Origin of the sequence: Agrobacterium sp. CCNWLW155, from assembly GCF_036888815.1 — a bacterium.
GTDB classification, from domain to species: domain Bacteria; phylum Pseudomonadota; class Alphaproteobacteria; order Rhizobiales; family Rhizobiaceae; genus Agrobacterium; species Agrobacterium radiobacter.
The window spans coordinates 374023-393061 of the sequence record NZ_JBAKFW010000004.1; the positions used below are offsets into that span (position 1 = coordinate 374023).

Sequence of the window (19039 nt, forward strand, 5' to 3'; positions counted from 1 at the left end):
GGTCAAACCCTCCCCAGCGCAAAGCCCTTGGCGATGTAATTACGCACGAACCAGATCACCAGCGCGCCGGGGATCAGTGTCAACACGCCGGCGGCGGCAAGCAGGCCCCAGTCCATGCCGGCGGCGGAAACGGTTCGCGTCATGGTCGCGGCAATCGGCTTGGCGTCCGTCGTCGTCAGCGTGCGGGCGATCAGAAGCTCGACCCACGAGAACATGAAGCTGAAGAAGCAGGCGACACCGATGCCGGAAGCGATGAGCGGCATGAAGATCTTCACGAAGAATTTCGGGAAGGAATAGCCGTCAATATAGGCGGTCTCGTCGATTTCCTTCGGCACACCGGACATGAAACCTTCGAGAATCCACACCGCCAGCGGCACGTTGAACAGGCAGTGCGCCAGCGCCACCGCGATATGTGTGTCGATCAGACCGAATGCCGAATAAAGCTGGAAGAAAGGCAGCGCGAAGACGGCGGGCGGCGCCATACGGTTTGTCAGCAGCCAGAAGAACAGGTGCTTGTCGCCCAGAAAACGGTAACGTGAGAAGGCATAAGCCGCTGGAAGCGCCGCCGCGACCGAAATCACCATATTCATCACGACGTAAGTAATCGAATTGATGTAACCCGAATACCAGGATGAATCCGTGAAGATCGTCCTGTAGTTCTGCAACGTTGGCTGGTGCGGATAAAGCGTCATGGACGACACGATTTCCGAATTCGTCTTGAAGCTCATATTGATGAGCCAGTAGATTGGCACGAGCAACAGCACGATATAGATCGTCGGCACCAGCCAGGAAAACCTGGACGGCCCATGGTGACGGCGTGACCTTGCCGTTGCGGCAAAACCAGGCCGTACCGAGGCAGCAACTGCCGCAGAACCAGTACCCATGCCATTACGTTCCACACCGGTCGTGACGTTCGAAGCACTCATGTCTCAAGTCTCCGCGTCGTGGCTGGTCATGACGGTGTAGAACACCCAGGACAGCAGCAGGATGATGAGGAAGTAGATCAGCGACATGGCTGCCGCAGGCCCGAGGTCAAACTGGCCGAGCGCGACCTTCACGAGATCGATGGACAGGAAGGTCGTGGAATTGCCGGGGCCGCCGCCGGTGACGACGAAAGGTTCGGTATAGATCATGAAACTGTCCATGAAGCGTAGCAGGAAGGCGATCAGCAGCACCCGCTTCATCTTCGGCAGCTGGATGTACCGGAACACCGCAAAACGTGACGCGCCATCGATCCTTGCCGCCTGATAATAGGCGTCCGGAATGGAGACAAGGCTGGCGTAGCACAACAGCACGACAAGGCTTGTCCAGTGCCACACATCCATGATGATGACCGTAATCCATGCGTCAACCGGATCGTTGACGTAGTTATAGTCAAGACCAAGCTGATTGGCGTAATAACCGAGCAGTCCGATATCGCTGCGGCCGAACACCTGCCAGATCGTGCCGACAACATTCCAAGGCACCAGCAGCGGCAGCGCCATCGTCACGAGGCAGACCGGCACGCCGATGCCGGATTTGGGCATCTTGAGCGCGATGAATATGCCGAGCGGAATTTCGATCGCCAATATGATGCCGGAAAACACCAGGTTGCGTCCGAGAGCGTTCCAGAAGCGATCGGAACTGAGGATTTCCTCGAACCATTGCGTTCCCGCCCAGAAGAACTGGTTATTGCCGAACGTATCCTGCACCGAATAGTTCACGACGGTCATCAGCGGAATGACGGCAGAAAAGGCGACCAGCACCAGCACCGGCAGCACCATGAACCACGCCTTGTTGTTCCAGCTCTTTTCCATGGTCAGGCTCCCATCTTCACGCGCCAGGAATCGGCAAAGACACCGATCGCGGCCGGATCGAAGCGAACACCCGCTTCCGCCGGAATTTCCTCGTCTTCCGCAACGACGATCGCGAGCTTCTGGCCGGCAAACCGGGCGCGCACGATCTTCTGCCGGCCGATATCCTCGACCTTGTCAACAGTGATGGGCATACCGCCCCGTTCCAGCCGGACGAATTCCGGGCGGATGCCGATCTCGATCCGCTGCTTTCCATCAACCTTCGGCGCACCTGCCAGCGGCACGCCGAGGCCGCCGACAACCGCCGTCGCCCCTTCGATGCTGGCGGGCAGCACGTTCATGCCCGGTGAGCCGATGAAATAACCGACGAAAGTGTGTCCCGGCCGTTCGAAAAGCTCGGCGGGCGTGCCGATCTGGACGATCTGCCCGTCATACATGACGACCACCTTGTCCGCGAAGGTCAAAGCCTCGGTCTGGTCATGGGTCACATAGACCATGGTGAAACCGGACTGGCGATGCAGGCGCTTCATCTGCGAGCGCAGCACCCACTTCATATGCGGATCGATCACCGTCAGCGGTTCGTCGAAAAGGATGGCATTGACGTCGGAACGTACCAGGCCGCGCGCCAGCGAAATCTTCTGCTTCTGGTCTGCCGTCAATCCGCGCGCATGGCGTTTGGCCATGCCGGAAAGATCGGTCATTTCGAGAATTTCCCGCACCCGGCGGTCCACCTCGGCCTCCGGCACATGCCGGTTGCGCAGCGGAAAGGCGAGATTGTCGTAGACCGTCATCGTGTCGTAGACGACCGGGAACTGAAACACCTGCGCAATATTGCGGTCTTCGGTGGCAAAATCGGTCACGTCAGTTCCGTCAAAGGCGATGCGGCCTTCCGACGGACGCAGCAGGCCGGAAATGATGTTGAGCAGCGTGGTCTTGCCGCAGCCGGAAGGCCCAAGCAGCGCATAGGCGCCGCCATCCTCCCATTCGTGATGGACTTCCTTCAGGGCATATTCGCCGGCAGCCTGCGCCTTGGCATTATAGGCGTGGCGGATATGATCGAGCGTGATGCGTGCCATGACCGATCTCCCTTACGCCGCTTCGCCGATGGCGCGGCCATTCGCGTCAAAGGCCATCAGGTGTTTTGTATCGAGAAAGAGCTCGATATCTCTGTCCGGTTCGATGTCGTGGATGCCATGCGCCAGCATGACCCAGCGCCTGCCGGAAAATTCCACATGCACGAAGCTCTCCGATCCGGCGATTTCCGAAATCAGCGTCCGCGCCCGGATGGATTGCCGCGCCTCACCCTTCGCATGCGGGAAAAGATGATGCGGCTGGAAAGCAATGGTCAAAGGTCCGTCCGGCACGGCCGCAAGATGCGCCGGCACCGTGACAACGGCCTGATTGGCACGGGTGAAAGCCCCACCCGTCTTGATGACCTCGATGGTGTTGAGCGGCGGGTCGGCGAAGATTTCCGCAGTCACGATATCCACCGGACGCCGGTAGACCTCGATCGTGCGGCTGAACTGCGTCACTCTGCCCTCGTTAAGCGTCGCGGTATTGCCGCCCAGCAGCAGCGCTTCTGACGGTTCGGTCGTGGCATAAACGAAGATCGCACCGGATTCCGCAAAAATGCGCGGCAGTTCCTCACGCAATTCTTCGCGCAGCTTGTAATCGAGATTGGCCAGCGGCTCGTCGAGCAGCACCAGATTGGCGTTCTTGACGATGGCTCTTGCAAGCGCGGTGCGCTGCTGCTGGCCGCCAGAAAGATTGAGGGGCGTGCGGTCGAGATAGGGCGTCAGCTTCAGAAGCTCGGCCGCCTTCCTAACCTCCCTGTCGATGGTCGCCTGATCCTTGCCGGCAACCCGCATCGGCGAAGCGATATTTTCATAAACCGAGAGCGCCGGATAGTTGATGAACTGCTGATAGACCATGGCGACATTACGCTTCTGCACCGGAAAGCCCGTCACGTCCTCGCCATTAAAAAAGATCGCGCCGGCGCTCGGCTTGTCCAACCCGGCCATCAGCCGCATCAGCGTCGTTTTGCCCGAAAGTGTCGGTCCAAGCAGGACGTTCAGGCTTCCGCGCTGCAACGTCAGATCGATCGGGTGAATATGATATTCACCGCCAACCATCTTCGAGACGTTTCGCAATTCAAGCATGGTGATCCAAAGCCTCCTCCGCTTTTCGATCGGATCGTCAGATTGCCTTCAAGCGTTCACCCGCAATGTCTTCGATATAATCCTCCAGCCCACGCACCTCTTCGGGGGTTAAAAACAGCCCCTGCTTGGTGCGGCGCCAAAGAATATCCTCCGCCGTCAGCGCCCATTCCCTCGCCATCAGCCAGCGAACCTCAGCCTCGTAGAGCGTGCCGCCGAAAAACCGCCCCATCGCCGCCGTCTCAGTCGCATTGCCGATCAGCGCCGTCGCATCCGTTCCGTAGCAGCGCACAAGCCGCTTTGCATGACGCTCTTCGAGAAAGGGGTAACGTGAACGCAGCGCCGAAACTTCCGCGACGTAGGCTTCGGCACCGAAATCTCCGCCCGGCAAATGCGAGCCCGCCGTCCATGGCGCACCCTTTTCACCCAGCGCATCGCCGATTTTTTCAAGAGCATGTTCGGCAAGCCGCCGATAGGTGGTGAGCTTGCCGCCGAAAATATTGAGAAGCGGCGCTTCGCCTTCCGCCCCTTCGGTTTTCAGCACATAATCGCGGGTCGCTTCCTGCGCTTTTGACGCGCCGTCATCGAACAAGGGCCGCACGCCGGAATAGGTCCAGACGATATCCGCCGGCCCCACCGGTTCAGCGAAATATTCGCTCGCCGCATTGCAAAGATAGCTGATCTCCTCGTCGCTGATCTTAACAGCACGGGGGTCGGCGGTATAGTCGCGATCCGTCGTGCCGATCAGCGTAAAGTCCTGTTCGTAAGGGATGGCGAAGATAATGCGGCCATCAGGATTCTGGAAAAAATAGGCGCGCGGATCGGAAAACTTCTTGCGCACGATGATGTGGCTGCCCTGCACGAGGCGGACATTGTGGACATTGTTTTTGCCGAATGTCGAAGACAGCACCTTGTCCACCCAGGGGCCGGCGGCATTCACCAGCATGCGCGCCCGGTGGGTCTTGGCTTCTCCGGCGACATTTTTCGTTTCAATCCGCCAGAAGGCGCCTTCGCGCCGGGCCGAAACCACCTGCGTGCGATTGAGGATCAAAGCACCGCGATTAGCGGCATCGCGGGCATTCAGCACCACAAGACGGGCATCGTCCACCCAGCCATCCGAATATTCAAAGGCGCGGGCGAAAATCGGCTTCAGCGGCTTTCCGGCGGGATCACGGCGCAGATCAAGCGAGCGTGTGGCGGGCAAAAGCTTGCGGCCGCCGAGATGGTCGTAAAGAAATAACCCGAGACGCACTAGCCAGGCCGGGCGCACGCCACCCTTCTGGAACGGTAGTACGAAGCGCATCGGCCAGATGATGTGCGGCGCCATGGCCCACAGCACCTCACGCTCCATAAGCGCTTCGCGCACCAGACGAAATTCGTAATGTTCGAGATAACGCAAACCGCCATGGATGAGTTTGGTCGCGGCGGACGAGGTGCCGGAGGCAAAATCGTTCATTTCCGCAAGCGCCACGGAATAGCCCCTGCCAACGGCGTCACGCGCGATGCCGCAGCCATTGATACCGCCGCCGATCACGAAAATATCGTGAATTGCCTCGTCAGACATGGACCCTCCCGTGCTTTCATCGACGCTCTCCTCATCGATATATTGAAAGCACAGCCATCTAATTCGAAGACAAAACGAATGTCAAACGAAATCAAAAGGCCCCTTGAATCAGGCGTCGCGACCCTCGGTTTCGATCAGCCGGACATCGTGATCGGCACAGATGGTACGGATGGAATCAACAGGACAATGATCGGTAATGAAGGTGTGCACCTGGGAAAGATGACCGATACGCACGGGGGCCGTGCGCTCGAATTTAAGCGAATCCGACACCAGAATGACATGGCGCGCATTGGAGATGATCGCCTGCGCCACCTTGACCTCACGGAAGTCAAAGTCGAGCAAAGCCCCGTCTTCATCGATGGCCGAAACGCCGATGACGGCAAAATCAACCTTGAACTGGCGGATGAAATCCACAGCCGCCTCGCCGACGATACCACCATCGGAACCGCGCACGACACCGCCGGCAATCACCACTTCGATGCCGGGGAAAACCCTCAACCTGTTGGCAACATTGATGTTGTTGGTAATAACCATCAACTCGTGATGATCCGCGAGCGCTTCACCAACTGCCTCGGTCGTGGTGCCTATATTGATGAAAAGCGACGAGTTATTGGGGATGAGGGCCGCGGCAGCGGCGCCGATCGCCTGTTTTTCGGACGATGCGATGGCGCGGCGCGCCTCGTATTTGACGTTTTCATTGCCGCTTGGAAAGAGCGCGCCGCCGTGGATGCGGGTCAGCACCCGCGTATCGCAGAGATCGTTCAGATCCTTGCGGATCGTCTGGGGGGTCACCGAAAACCGCGCCGCCAGTTCATCGACCAGCACCCGGCCGTTCGCTTTCGCCAGCGCAACGATTTCATCCTGACGCGGTGTGAGCAGCATTTCACCCTCCCTCCTCTTTCAATTTTTTCGTTTTATTGAAGAGCGAACGAAAAACCAATGTCAAGGGAGGGTTTACGGTGAGAAGGATCGCCGGTTAGCGGAAACCATCAAAAATCTTGTTAGCCGGCTTTTTGAACAGGCCCAGCATCGGCTTCCTCGTTGCGGGTAACGGAAAATGCCGCGGAGGCGTTATGGAACGTATCACCGATGCCAATCAGCACAGGTTCGTTCACGCCCAGTCTCTCGACCGCGGCAGCCAGTTGCGCAAGCGAACCGCACCATCGTCGCTCATTGGCGCGGCTGACGGAAATCATCACCACCACGGGTGTCGATGCGGGCATTCCCTGGGCAAGCAGGCAGGACTGAATATCGCCGGCGGTTCGTCCGCCCATATAAAAGACAGTGGTGACGGAGGGGTTCGACAGGGACTGCCAGTCGATATTCTCCGGCAGCTTCCCCTGCCGGGAATGACCAGTGATGAAGCGTACCGACTGGGCATGGTCGCGATGGGTCAAGGACACGCCTAGGCGCGAGGCCATGGCGCTTGCGGCAGTGATGCCGGGCACGACTTCGACCGGGATATTTTCGGCCTCCAGCGCGGCGATCTCCTCGCCGGCGCGCCCGAAAATCATCGGATCGCCGGATTTCAGCCGCACCACCCGTTTTCCGGCCTTGGCGAGGCGGATCATCATCTCGTTGATGTCTTCCTGCCTGCAGCTTTCCCGGCCACCACGTTTGCCAACCAGCATGCGCTTCGCCTCCCGCCGCGCCAGTTCCAGCACTTCGGCTGAAACAAGATCGTCGAACAGGATGACATCGGCCGCCTGCAAAGCGCGCACCGCTTTCAGAGTCAGCAGTTCGGCATCGCCCGGTCCGGCGCCTACAAGCGTCACCAGCCCGGCGCGCGAACCCACCCGACCGGCCTGCGTTCCGATATCCGCAAGCAGCCGTTCTTCGCTGCCTTCATCCAGCCTTTCGGTGAACGCCCGATCGACGAATTTTTCCCAGAAAGAGCGTCGCGCCGGACCCGGCACGAGTCGCAGATTGACGCGCTCGCGAATTGTCTGGGCAAGCGCGCCCCAGTCCTTGAGGGCCAGCGGCAGCAAGGTTTCGATGCGCCGGCGGATGGCCTGCGCCAGGATGGGTGCGGCGCCATCGGTGGAAATCGACACCACCACCGGCGAGCGATTGACGATGGAGCCGAACTGGAACTGGCAGAACTCCGGCTTGTCGATGACATTGACGGGAATGCCAGCCGCTCGTGCGGCATGGTAAAATCTTTCCGCCTCTTCATCGGTCTCGCAATCCGCCAGCGCTAGTTCCGCGCCCTTGAAAATATCCGCACCCCATGAACGGTCATGCCATATCAGCATCGGGCTTTTTGCGACGAGCGTCGCGAAGCTTTCCGAAAGCTCGCTTTCCTCACAATAAAGATGAAGTTCCGCCCCGCAGGCCAGCAGCAGTTCCGCCTTCCAGGCCGCCCCATCCGATCCGCCCGCCAAAACCACGCGCTTGCCCTCAAGTCCCCAGAAGACAGGCAACTTGGCGAGCTTCTCCATACGAGCCGGTTCATTCCGCTGCGGTTTTAAGGCATCCATCGATGATCCCCCTGATTTCAGCGCGGCAGGAGCCGCAATTGGTTCCGGCATTCAACGCCTTGCCGATGGCTTCGACACTGTGGCAGCCATCACGGATAGCGGCCGTGATCTGGTTCACCCCGACATTGAAGCAGGAGCAGACCGTCGCACCCGGATCAGCCCGGCCCGCACCGGGACGCCCGGCGACCAGCGCAAAGCGCATGCGCAAATCCTCGTGGCGCTCAGTAAGTTGCGAGATCGCCCAGTTGCGGGCAACGGCCACCGGTTCATTGGCAATGAACAGTGCCGCAAGCAGTGTTTCGCCGTCGAAAAAGGCGAGACGCAGATCGCCCGTCTGCCGGTCGCTGTAACCCAGCGGCTCGATCCTGGCATCGATGCCGAAAACCTGTCGCGCCCAGAGCGTCCAGTCCTGCGGCTCTTCGGCAAAGGCAAGCTCCATGCGATAGCCGCCATCGGCTTTGGCGATGGCCCAGTAGGCGCAATCCGGCGCATCGGGCCGGGTGCGGGAAATGGCAAAACCATAGGCCTTCGCCGCAAAACGCCTTGCCTTCACCGCCACGTTTTTCGAAGCGGGCTGGCCGGAATGCGGATCCGTAACAGGTGCCACAACCATATCGATGCGCGCCCGCGAGGCAAACTGATCGTTCCAGTGCATCGGTACGAAGACCGAACCGCGCGCCTGCCTTTCGCTGACCAGCGCCCGCAGCAGAACCTTGCCATGAGGACTTTCCAGCTCCACTAGATCGGCGCTTTCAATTCCCAGCGCCTGCGCATCGCGCGGGTGAAGCTCGGCGAAGGGTTCGGCGATATGGGCGGTAAGCCGCGCGCTTTTGCCGGTGCGGGTCATGGTATGCCATTGATCGCGGATGCGGCCGGTATTCAGTGTCAGCGGATAATCGGGCGATGTCCTGCCGGTTTTCGGCAAGGCGGTGGCGATGAATCGCGCCTTTCCATCGGCATGGTAAAAACGGCCGTCTGCGAAAAAGCGGGTAACGGCAGCCTCGCCAGGTCGGGCTTTCGGCCATTGAAAGGGCGGCATCGTTTCGTAGGAGAGCCGTTCGATCCCGCTAATATCAAAATCGCGGCTTCCGGCATTCTCGAAGCCGGAAAGCGCTGCATGTTCGGCGAAAATCTCCGATGCCTGGCCATAATCGAAGGCGGCGTCGAAACCCATGCGCCTGCCCACCTCCGCCATCTGCCACCAGTCGGCCCTTGCTTCGCCGGGCGCATCGAGGAAACCACGCTGGCGGGAAATGCGCCGCTCTGAGTTGGTTACCGTGCCGTCCTTTTCTCCCCAGCCGAGCGATGGCAGAAGGATATCGGCGTGGCGGGCCGTATCGGTACTGGCCATGACCTCGGAGACCACAACGAAAGGACAGGCCTTGATGGCCGCCTCGACGGCACCGGCATCCGGCATGGAAACCACCGGATTGGTCGCCATGATCCACAGCGCCTTGATGCGGCCGTCGGCCACCGCCCTGAACATATCCACCGCTTTGAGGCCGGGCTTTTGCGCAATGGCGGGTGAGGTCCAGAAGCGCTGCACGCGATCACGGTCGTCAGCATTTTCGATAACCATATGGGCGGCCAGCATATTGGCCAGTCCGCCGACCTCGCGTCCGCCCATGGCGTTCGGCTGCCCGGTCAGCGAAAACGGGCCCATACCCGGCCGGCCGATGCGGCCGGTGGCAAGGTGGCAATTGATGATGGCGTTGACCTTGTCCGTGCCGCTCTGCGACTGGTTGACGCCCTGGCTGTAACAGGTGACGGTTTTTTCCGTGCGTTCGAACAATTCGTAAAAGGAAATCAGTTCGGCGATTGTCAGGCCGGTGGTCTCGGCGATATCGGGCAGGCTGTATTCGGTTGCTGCCTGCATCGCAGCGCCAAAGCTGACCGTATGGTTTTCCACATAGCCGTGATCGATTGCAGAACTATCGGCAAGATGCGCCAGCAAGCCGACAAACAGCGCCACATCTCCATCCGGGCGGATGGCGAGATGCATATCGGCAATATCGGCACTCATCGTCCGGCGCGGATCGATGACGACGACCTTCATCTCCGGCCGCGCCGATTTTGCGGCGGCAAGGCGCTGATAGAGAACCGGGTGGCACCAGGCGAGATTGGAACCGGTGAGAATCACCAGATCGGCGAGCTCCATATCCTCATAGGTGCCGGGCACCGTGTCAGCCCCGAAAGCGCGGCGATGGCCGGCGACCGAAGACGACATGCAAAGTCTTGAATTCGTATCGATATTGGCCGAGCCGATGAAACCTTTCATCAGCTTGTTAGCGAGGTAATAATCCTCCGTCAGCAATTGGCCGGAGACGTAAAAGGCCACCGAATCCGGGCCATGCTCGGCTATGGCTTCAGAAAAGCGGGTGGCGACGAGATCAAGGGCTTCGTCCCACGTCGCCCGTCTGCCGTCAATTTCGGGATGGAGAAGGCGGCCATCGAGATCGATGGTTTCGGCCAGAGCCGAACCCTTGGAACACAGCCGGCCGAAATTGGCGGGGTGGTCCTGATCGCCTTTGACGGAAACGGCGCCATTGTCGTTGACGGTGGCGATGACACCGCAGCCGACGCCGCAATAGGGACAGGTGGTTTTTGTTTCAACGGGCATGGGTTTGCCCTCTCAGTGCGTGGCGCTTCCCCCCCTCTGTCCTGCCGGACATCTCCCCCTCAAGGGGGGAGGTCGACAAGCGTAAGGCTCCCCGCTCTATATCGACGGGCGGCGCGGCCAGCTGGGAACGGAAGCGCGTGCCGCAATTGATCTCCCCCCTTGAGAGGGAGATGTCCGGCAGGACAGAGGGGGGTAAAATCGCCGCCATCGCAATTCACTCCGCCGCAATCATCAGAGTTTCAAGCGCGATGGAAAGCCGGCCGTCGAGATTGCGGACGGGGATAGTCTTCACCTCACCCTCATCCGCCCCCAAGGCCTTGCCGGTTTCCAGCGAAATCACCCAATTGTGCAACGGACACGTCACCGAAGCCCCGTGCACGATGCCCTGAGACAGCGGCCCGCCCTTGTGCGGGCAATGATCCTCGATGGCGAAGACCTGATTTTCCGCCGTGCGGAATACGGCGATCTTGCCCATCGGCGTTTTCACGCAACGTGCGCCGCGCAGCGGGATGTCGGAGATGTCGCCAATATCAATCCAGTTGCTGTCCATCGTTCTCACTCCGCCGCTTCACTGAAACCGATTGCCGCCATGGGCCTGAACTCATGCTTGTCGTGTCCGGATACACGTTCGGACCATGGATCAACCTGCGCGAATTTCTGGCTGAAGACGAAGCGGTCGAAATAGCCCTTACGCTTTTCAGCATCGTCCATGATCTGGCGACGGACTTCGTCGTAGCCGATACGCTTGGCCCATTTGTAAATACGCTCGAGGTAACGCGCCTGTTCGCGATACATCTGGGTCAGCGCCACGATATGCTCCAGCGCCTCATCCTCGGTCCTCACGAGACCGAGCACTTCCGTGCCCTTGATATCGAGACCGGCGGCACCGGCGAAATGGATTTCAAAACCGGAATCGACGCAGATGACGCCGATATCCTTGCAGGTGGCCTCCGCACAGTTGCGCGGACAGCCCGAGACGGCGAGCTTAAGCTTGGCCGGCGTCCACGAGCCCCACATGAATTTTTCGATGCGGATGCCGAGACCGGTGGAATCCTGCGTGCCGAAACGGCACCATTGCTGGCCCACGCAGGTCTTTACGGTACGCAGCCCCTTGGCATAGGCCTGACCGGAGATAAAACCGGCCTTGCCGAGATCGGCCCAGACCGCCGGCAAATCCTCCTTCTCGATACCGAGAAGATCGATGCGCTGGCCGCCGGTCACCTTCACCATCGGGATTTCGAACTTGTCGACCACATCCGCAATTGCCCGGAGCTCAGAGGAAGAGGTGACGCCGCCCCACATGCGCGGGACGACGGAATAGGTGCCGTCCTTCTGGATATTGGCGTGAACGCGCTCATTGATATAACGCGACTGATAATCGTCGGCATATTCATCCGGAAAGTCGCAGACGAGGTAATAATTGAGCGCCGGCCGGCACTTGGCGCAGCCGCAGGAGGTTTTCCATTCCAGCTCCTGCATCACGGCGGGAATGGTCTTCAGGCCCTTGGCCTTGATGAGACGGCGCACATCGTCATGGCCGAGATCGGTGCATTTGCACATGGGCTGCACGGCGGCGGGATTGTAGCTGTCGCCCAGCGTTATCGTCATCAACTGCTCGACAAGACCGGTGCAATTACCGCAGGAGGCGGACGCCTTGGTGTGGGCGCGCACATCGTCCAGCGAGGTCAGCCCTTTGGAAGTTATAACCGAAGTGATCTTGCCCTTGCAGACGCCGTTGCAGCCGCAGATTTCCGCATCATCCGGCAAGGCTGCAACGGCCGCCATAGGGTCCAGCGGAGACCCTCCCTGATAGGCCTGGCCGAAGATAAGGGTTTCGCGCATGGTCGAGATATCGGTCGATTTCTTCATCAGGTCGAAGAACCACGACCCATCCGCCGTCTCGCCATAAAGAACCGCGCCAATGATGCGGTTTTCCTTGAGAATGAGACGCTTGTAGACGCCGGCGGTGGCATCGCGCAGCACGATTTCCTCGCGGTCATCGCCTTCGGCGAAGTCGCCGGCGGAAAACAGGTTGATGCCTGTCACCTTCAGCTTCGTATTGGTGACAGAGCCGTGATATTCGGCCGAACCGCCGCAAAGCCGGTCAGCCAGCACGCGGGCCGATTCATAAAGCGGCGCAACGAGGCCATAGCACATGCCGCGATGCTCGGCGCATTCGCCGAGCGCGTAGATCGAGGCGTCCGACGTCATCATGCCGTCATCCACCACGATGCCGCGATTGACGGCGATGCCGGCTTCCTTGGCGAGACCCGAGGCCGGGCGGATACCGACCGCCATCACCACCATATCGCCCTTGATGATCCGGCCGTCCTCGAGCTCGATGCCCTCGACCTTGTCCTCACCGAGAATGCACTTGGTGTTGGCCTTGGTGATGATGTCGATGCCGCGCTCGTTCAGCGCCTTTTCTAAGAGATAGGCCGCTGCCGGATCGAGCTGACGCTCCATGATGGTCGGCATCAGATGGATGACGGTGACATCCATGCCCTGACGCTTCAGCCCGTAAGCCGCCTCCAGCCCGAGAAGACCCGCACCGATGACGATGGCGCGGCCTTTGCCTTCAGCGATTTCCAGCATCTTCGTCACATCGTCGAGATCGCGATAGGCGAGCACGCCGGGTAATTGATGACCGGGAACGGGAATGATGAAGGGCAGGGAACCGGTGGCGATCACCAGCCTGTCGTAAGAGGCCGTGATGCCGTTTTCGCTGGTCACGGTTTTCTTGTCACGGTCGATGCCGGTGACTTTCGCGCCCTTGTGCAGCGTCACATTATTATCCGCATACCATTCGTCATTATGGATGACGATGTCCTCATAGCTCTTTTCGCCTGAGAGCACCGGCGAGAGCATGATGCGGTCGTAATTGACGCGCGGTTCGGCGTTGAAAATCGTGACGTCGTAAAGGCCGGGGGCGGTTTCGAACAGGTTTTCCAGCATGCGCCCCGGCGCCATGCCATTGCCGATGATGACGAGTTTTTGCGCCATAGTCGTTACTCCGCGGCTTCGACGAAGCGGTGACGTTCGTAAAGGAACTTCAGCACGGCTTCGCGGCATTTGAGGTAGGTCTTGTCGGAGGCAAGCTCGATGCGGTTGCGCGGGCGTGCCAGCGGCACGTCAAGCACTTCGCCGATATGGGCGGCGGGCCCGTTGGTCATCATCACGATGCGGTCGGAAAGCAGCACCGCCTCGTCCACATCATGGGTGATCATGACCATGGTATTGCCGAGACGGGCGTGAATTTCCATCACCGCGTCCTGAAGATGAGCGCGGGTCAGCGCGTCCAGCGCGCCGAAGGGCTCATCCAGCAGCAGGATTTTCGGCTCCATGGCGAGCGCGCGGGCAATGCCGACGCGCTGTTTCATGCCGCCGGAAATTTCCGAAGGTTTCTTGTCCTTGGCATGGGCCATCTGCACGAGATCGAGATTGCGCATGACCCAGTCATGCCGCTCGGCGCGGGTCTTGGTGTTGCGGAAGACCTTTTCCACGGCAAGATTGACGTTTTCATAGACCGAAAGCCAGGGCAGCAGGCTGTGGTTCTGGAACACGACGGCGCGTTCAGGCCCGGGTTCATTGACCTCCCGGTTTTCGAGAAGCACCGCACCGGCGGAGACTTTCGTCAGCCCGGCGATGAGGTTCAGCATGGTGGACTTGCCGCAGCCAGAATGGCCGATGACCGAGACGAATTCACCTTTTTCGATGGTGAGGTTGATGCCTTTCAGGACCTCGGCGCGCGAGCCGCCCTTGTCGAAATATTTGTCGATATGATCGAGCTTCAGATAAGCGTTCATAATATTGGCCCTCTCAATTCGCCGCAGCGCCGCGGGTGATGACCTTGCCAAGCGCCGCCACGAGCTTGTCGAGCATGAAGCCGACAACGCCGATGTAGGCGAGCGCCACGATAATGTCGGGCAGGCGCGAGGAATTCCACGCATCCCAGATGAAGAAGCCGATGCCGACGCCGCCGGTCAGCATTTCCGCAGCCACGATGGCGAGCCACGAAAGACCGATGCCGATGCGCAGGCCGGTGAAGATGTAAGGAGCGGCCGACGGCAGCATGATTTTGAAGAAGAATTCGAGCTGGTTGAGCCGCAGCACCTGCGCGACATTGCGGTAATCCTGCGGAATATTGCGTACGCCAACCGCCGTATTGATGATGACCGGCCAGATGGAGGTGATGAAAATCACGAAAATGGCCGATGGATTGCTGTCCTGAAAGGCAGCCAGCGAAAGCGGCAGCCAGGCGAGCGGCGGCACGGTGCGCAGCACCTGAAAGATCGGATCAAGGCCGCGCATGGCCCAGACCGACTGGCCGATCACCGCACCGAGGATGATGCCGGCAATGGCGGCGAGGCCGAAACCATAGGCCACACGCTCAAGCGAGACCAGAACGCGCAGCCCAAGGCCGATATCCTGCGAACCATTCTGGAAAAACGGCGATACGATGAGATCGTAGCTTTCCTCGAAGACCTGGCTAGGCGGCGGCAGCGAGGAGCCGGGCGCGGAACAGAGCAGCTGCCAGACGCCGAGCAGCATGGCGAGAACGACAAGCGGCGGTATGATGTTACGAGCCGCCGCAGCACCCCATTTGCGCAGATCGATCCGCGGCGACTGTTTCGGTGCAAGCGCCACGACGTTTGCCTTCTGCGCCACCGGCTGCTGCGGCTCTTCGTTGAATTTTCGGGCCAATGCGGACATGGGCATTTCCTCTTGATTTCGGTTGCGGTCTGGGCTCGCCCCTCATCCGGTCTTCAGCAGCGCCGGTTGGGCAGAGCTGCTGGCGGATGAGGAGCGACGCCCGGGTCTCCTCCTCAGGAGGCCGCCTTGATGGACAGACTTTCGAGATAGGCAGATGGATTTTCAGGATCGAACACCTTGCCATCGAAGAAGGTTTCCTTACCGCGCGAAGTGGAAGCGGGAAGATCCGCAACGCCGAGATCCTTGGCCGCCGCGCGCCAGATATCCTCGCGGTTTACCTTCTCCACCAGCGCTTTCACGTCCGTATCCGGCGCGAATTTGCCCCAGCGGATGTTTTCCGCGATGAACCAGCTGTCATGGCTGCGGAAGGGATAGGACGCATGGTCCTGCCAGAACTTCATCTGCAGACCGGTATTTTCGAGCGCGCGACCGTTGCCGTAATTGATATTGCCCTTGAGGCGTCCAAGAACGTCCTTCGGCGGCACGTTGAACCATTGGCGCTTGCCGAGGATGGTGGACATTTCCTCCTTGTTCGCCATCTCATCGCACCATTGCTGCGCCTCCATCACGGCCATCAGCAGCGCCTTGGTGGCGTTGGGGTTCTTTTCCACCCAGTCGGCGCGCATGCCGAGCGCCTTTTCCGGATGGCCCTTCCAGAGCTCTCCGGTGGTACAGGCAGTAAAGCCGATGCCCTGATTGACGAGCTGTTCATTCCACGGCTCGCCCACACAGAAGACGTCCATATTGCCGACCTTCATGTTGGCAACCATCTGCGGCGGCGGAACGACGATGGTGGAGACGTCCTTGTCCGGATCGATGCCGCCAGCGGCGAGCCAGTAGCGGATCCAGAGATCATGGGTGCCGCCGGGAAAGGTCATCGCGGCCTTGATTTCCTTGCCTTCGGCCTTCTTCTTCTCGAAAGCAGCCTTCAATTTGGAAGCATCGAGCTGAACGCCGGTTTCGGCATATTCCTTGGCGACGGAAATGCCCTGGCTGTCGAGGTTGAGGCGGGCGAGGATGGTCATCGGCACCGGCACATTGTTCTGGGTCACCTTGCCGGTGTGCATGAGATAGGGCATCGGCGTCAGAATATGCGCGCCATCAATGCCGTTGGATGCGCCACCAAGCACGAGATTGTCGCGCGTCGCGCCCCAGGAGGCCTGCTTCAGAACCTCGACATCAGGCATGCCATGCTTGGCGAACAGCCCCTTTTCCGCCGCGATGATGAGCGGGGCGGCATCGGTCAGCGCGATAAAGCCGATTTTCGCACCTTTTACTTCCGGCTCGGCGGTGGCTGCGAAAGCACCCGATGGAAAGGCCACGCGCACGGCGCTGACAAGGGCTGCGGTGGCTGTTGTCTTCAGTATCGTGCGGCGGCTGACAGCGCCGGAGAATATCTTTTTCATTCGCATGTTCCCCTTATTGGGCCACCTCTGCGGGTGACGTTTTCGCTTGCGAAAAAACCTGAAAATAAAAAACGCCGCTCGGTGTTTGCACCGGCGGAACGGGAGGTGTTCCGGGCAGCAAAACCTTGCGACGTCTGTGTCTTTGAAAGCGCCTATGCCGCGCCCTGCTTGCCCCGATCGCCGTTGACCGGTGCACAACATGAGAAGCAAGAGGCGTGCCAGTTTATCGAAACTGGGTCATAACACTGAAAATAAAGGGGTATTTTGGGAGACCAATTTGCTGATTAAATTTTAATCAGCGCGCTTTTTGTCTTCCATTTGTGCAAATAGAAGAATTCCGCGCTTGAAATTTGCGCAGCCTGCCAAGCATGACGCCGCTTATGCCTCTCCTGAAGCCGAAGAAAAAGGCGCTGATGTGCGCACGGAAAAGCCGTTCACATAGCCCTCGATGTCGGCGGGATCGAACACGAGGCCGTCCACGAAACGGTCCTGCTCTTCCTGCCCTTCGATGCGGATATCGGCATCATCGGGTGCATTGGCGTCGCCCAGCGCCGCCCGGTAGATATCCGGACGGTAGGCAGATAAGGCGGCTTCCACGCCCCCTCGCGAAAATTCGGCCTGCCCCCAGCGGATCATCTGGCTGTAAATCCACAATGCCTGGCTCTGGCGCGGATAATTGGCGTGACCGCCGTGGAAGATGAAATAATCGTCGATCACCCGGCGGTTGCCCTTGCTGTCGATGCTGAATTCACCGGCAAGCACACGGCGGATGATACCCTCAGGCGCGCCGATATAACGGGGATCGGCGAGTGCACGGCTCAGTTGGTCGTGATTTTCGGCAAGGTCACACCAGCGTGCGGCAGTATCGAGCGCCGTCAGAAGCCGACCGACCGTTTCCTGCTGGTTTTCCGCCCATTCCGGTCGCATGCCGATGACCTTTTCCGGCGCAGAAGGCCACAGGTCCTGCTTGGCGGCAACGATCCGGCCAACACCGCGCTCGGCGGCGACGATGTTCCAAGGCGCTCCGACGCAGAAACCGTCGATAGCCCCTGCGGCCAACGCGTCCGACGTCAATGGCGGCGGCACCACCACAAGCTTGACGTCGTGATCGGGGTGAATGCCACCGGCGGCGAGCCAATAGCGGAATTCGTAATTATGCGATGAAAACGGATAGGTCATGCCGAGTGTCGGCGGCGGTTCGCCGCGCGCCCGCATATCATCGAGTACCCGCTTCAACGCTTCGGCATTTTCGAGTGCGCCCGCCATTTCGGAAAGCCCTGTCAAGGCCTTCATCCGGGCAAACAGGCGGGTCGAAAGCGTGATCGCATTGCCGCCGCGTCCGAGCGAAAAAGGCGTGATCGTCGGCGACGGGTTGGAACCGAGCCCGAGCATGGAGGCGACGGGCATCGGCGACAGCATATGGGCGATATCGAATTGCCGGAACGCCAGCCGGTCGCGCACATTCGCCCAGGAGACATCCTTGACGAGATCGAGCGAAAGGCCTTCGCGTTCGGCAAAACCGAATTCGGCAGCGGCGATCAGGACGGATGCATCGACAAGCGGGATAAAGCCGGCACGCAGGATTTTCTGCCGGTCGCCGCCGACGATTGCCGGCGCGCCCGGGGCTTTCGTTACTCCGCCGTCTGATCCGGCCGTTTTTTCCGGTGCCGCCATATCATGCACTCCTTGACTGTCCGACCGGCGGTTCGTCACATCAACAAACCGGCCGCGGTGATCACGCTTTGCGCGATCTCGGAAATCTTCTTTTTCTCATTCATCGCCGTCTGGCGCAGAAGCGCAAAGGCCTCCTCTTCGGAAAGACCACGCATCTTCATCAGGATGCCCTTGGCGCGCTCGATGACCTTGCGTTCCTCAAGCGCCGACTTGGCGTCGGCAAGTTCCCGTTGCAGGCGGCTGAAAGCATTAAAGCGGCTGACCGCCATATCGAGAATGGGTTTGACCCGCTCTTTCTTCAGCCCGTCGACGACATAGGCGGAAACACCCGCCTCGACGGCGGCCTCAATGGAGGCGGTGTCCGAACGATCGACAAACATGGCGATGGGGCGACCGACCGTGCGGGTGAGCTGGAACAGATGCTCCATCATGTCACGATTGGGATTTTCCAGATCGATGAAGATGACATCGGGCTGCAGCGTCTCGATGGTACGCGCGACCCCGTTCACCTCATGGATAACAGTGACGCGACTATAACCGGCTTCGCGCAGCCCCTCCTCAATGATGGAGGCGCGGATCGCGTTTTCGTCTATAACGAGAATGGTCAGGTCGCGAAGCGTCATGTCAGCATTG

Annotated in this window: 15 protein-coding genes; all 15 read right to left on the reverse strand. The window is 59.7% G+C overall.

Annotation, left to right across the window (positions count from 1 at the left end):
- Nucleotides 1–2: 2 nt before the first annotated feature.
- Nucleotides 3–926 (reverse strand): carbohydrate ABC transporter permease, encoded by a 924-nt coding sequence (locus V6S97_RS16240; protein WP_003505890.1) that lies wholly within the window; start codon nucleotides 924–926, stop codon nucleotides 3–5.
- A 3-nt stretch (nucleotides 927–929) separates the two neighbouring features.
- Entirely contained in the window at nucleotides 930–1796 is an 867-nt protein-coding gene (locus tag V6S97_RS16245) for a carbohydrate ABC transporter permease (RefSeq protein ID WP_003505888.1), read from the reverse strand.
- A 2-nt stretch (nucleotides 1797–1798) separates the two neighbouring features.
- Nucleotides 1799–2869, reverse strand: a complete 1071-nt coding sequence (locus V6S97_RS16250) for an ABC transporter ATP-binding protein (protein WP_334427499.1) — start codon at nucleotides 2867–2869, stop codon at nucleotides 1799–1801.
- Between the two features lie 12 nt (nucleotides 2870–2881).
- A complete protein-coding gene (locus tag V6S97_RS16255; RefSeq protein ID WP_112357020.1) occupies nucleotides 2882–3952 on the reverse strand; it encodes an ABC transporter ATP-binding protein in 1071 nt (356 codons plus the stop codon).
- 37 nt (nucleotides 3953–3989) lie between these two features.
- Entirely contained in the window at nucleotides 3990–5513 is a 1524-nt protein-coding gene (locus V6S97_RS16260; protein ID WP_003505883.1) for a glycerol-3-phosphate dehydrogenase, read from the reverse strand.
- A 108-nt stretch (nucleotides 5514–5621) separates the two neighbouring features.
- Nucleotides 5622–6395, reverse strand: coding sequence for a DeoR/GlpR family DNA-binding transcription regulator (locus V6S97_RS16265; protein WP_003505873.1), 774 nt, complete (start codon nucleotides 6393–6395; stop codon nucleotides 5622–5624).
- A 119-nt stretch (nucleotides 6396–6514) separates the two neighbouring features.
- Nucleotides 6515–7993 (reverse strand): siroheme synthase CysG, encoded by a 1479-nt coding sequence (gene cysG, locus V6S97_RS16270; RefSeq protein WP_020812586.1) that lies wholly within the window; start codon nucleotides 7991–7993, stop codon nucleotides 6515–6517.
- Nucleotides 7965–10613: a nitrate reductase gene (locus V6S97_RS16275; RefSeq protein ID WP_223569045.1), complete on the reverse strand. Its 2649-nt coding sequence runs from the start codon at nucleotides 10611–10613 to the stop codon at nucleotides 7965–7967. The genes cysG and V6S97_RS16275 overlap by 29 nt, the downstream gene beginning before the upstream one ends.
- 214 nt (nucleotides 10614–10827) lie before the next feature.
- Nucleotides 10828–11163, reverse strand: coding sequence for a nitrite reductase small subunit NirD (nirD, locus tag V6S97_RS16280; RefSeq protein ID WP_003505867.1), 336 nt, complete (start codon nucleotides 11161–11163; stop codon nucleotides 10828–10830).
- A gap of 5 nt (nucleotides 11164–11168) precedes the next feature.
- Nucleotides 11169–13616: a nitrite reductase large subunit NirB gene (nirB, locus tag V6S97_RS16285; RefSeq protein ID WP_111792693.1), complete on the reverse strand. Its 2448-nt coding sequence runs from the start codon at nucleotides 13614–13616 to the stop codon at nucleotides 11169–11171.
- A gap of 5 nt (nucleotides 13617–13621) precedes the next feature.
- Nucleotides 13622–14419: an ABC transporter ATP-binding protein gene (locus V6S97_RS16290; protein ID WP_035225183.1), complete on the reverse strand. Its 798-nt coding sequence runs from the start codon at nucleotides 14417–14419 to the stop codon at nucleotides 13622–13624.
- 13 nt (nucleotides 14420–14432) lie between these two features.
- Entirely contained in the window at nucleotides 14433–15326 is an 894-nt protein-coding gene (ntrB, locus tag V6S97_RS16295; protein WP_003505862.1) for a nitrate ABC transporter permease, read from the reverse strand.
- Between the two features lie 113 nt (nucleotides 15327–15439).
- Entirely contained in the window at nucleotides 15440–16732 is a 1293-nt protein-coding gene (locus tag V6S97_RS16300) for a CmpA/NrtA family ABC transporter substrate-binding protein (RefSeq protein WP_003505860.1), read from the reverse strand.
- A gap of 378 nt (nucleotides 16733–17110) precedes the next feature.
- Nucleotides 17111–18406, reverse strand: a complete 1296-nt coding sequence (locus V6S97_RS16305; RefSeq protein ID WP_111792692.1) for a CmpA/NrtA family ABC transporter substrate-binding protein — start codon at nucleotides 18404–18406, stop codon at nucleotides 17111–17113.
- A 35-nt stretch (nucleotides 18407–18441) separates the two neighbouring features.
- The gene (locus V6S97_RS16310; protein ID WP_112357024.1) at nucleotides 18442–19029 is read right to left on the reverse strand and encodes an ANTAR domain-containing response regulator; all 588 of its coding nucleotides are present in this window, start codon (nucleotides 19027–19029) and stop codon (nucleotides 18442–18444) included.
- Between the last annotated feature and the right edge of the window lie 10 nt (nucleotides 19030–19039).

Coding starts and splice junctions, on each gene's coding strand:
- V6S97_RS16240 (WP_003505890.1), bottom strand. CDS start 926: ATGAGTGCTTCGAACGTCACGACCGGTGTGGAACGTAATGGCATGGGT.
- V6S97_RS16245 (WP_003505888.1), bottom strand. CDS start 1,796: ATGGAAAAGAGCTGGAACAACAAGGCGTGGTTCATGGTGCTGCCGGTG.
- V6S97_RS16250 (WP_334427499.1), bottom strand. CDS start 2,869: ATGGCACGCATCACGCTCGATCATATCCGCCACGCCTATAATGCCAAG.
- V6S97_RS16255 (WP_112357020.1), bottom strand. CDS start 3,952: ATGCTTGAATTGCGAAACGTCTCGAAGATGGTTGGCGGTGAATATCAT.
- V6S97_RS16260 (WP_003505883.1), bottom strand. CDS start 5,513: ATGTCTGACGAGGCAATTCACGATATTTTCGTGATCGGCGGCGGTATC.
- V6S97_RS16265 (WP_003505873.1), bottom strand. CDS start 6,395: ATGCTGCTCACACCGCGTCAGGATGAAATCGTTGCGCTGGCGAAAGCG.
- cysG (WP_020812586.1), bottom strand. CDS start 7,993: ATGGATGCCTTAAAACCGCAGCGGAATGAACCGGCTCGTATGGAGAAG.
- V6S97_RS16275 (WP_223569045.1), bottom strand. CDS start 10,613: ATGCCCGTTGAAACAAAAACCACCTGTCCCTATTGCGGCGTCGGCTGC.
- nirD (WP_003505867.1), bottom strand. CDS start 11,163: ATGGACAGCAACTGGATTGATATTGGCGACATCTCCGACATCCCGCTG.
- nirB (WP_111792693.1), bottom strand. CDS start 13,616: ATGGCGCAAAAACTCGTCATCATCGGCAATGGCATGGCGCCGGGGCGC.
- V6S97_RS16290 (WP_035225183.1), bottom strand. CDS start 14,419: ATGAACGCTTATCTGAAGCTCGATCATATCGACAAATATTTCGACAAG.
- ntrB (WP_003505862.1), bottom strand. CDS start 15,326: ATGTCCGCATTGGCCCGAAAATTCAACGAAGAGCCGCAGCAGCCGGTG.
- V6S97_RS16300 (WP_003505860.1), bottom strand. CDS start 16,732: ATGAAAAAGATATTCTCCGGCGCTGTCAGCCGCCGCACGATACTGAAG.
- V6S97_RS16305 (WP_111792692.1), bottom strand. CDS start 18,406: ATGGCGGCACCGGAAAAAACGGCCGGATCAGACGGCGGAGTAACGAAA.
- V6S97_RS16310 (WP_112357024.1), bottom strand. CDS start 19,029: ATGACGCTTCGCGACCTGACCATTCTCGTTATAGACGAAAACGCGATC.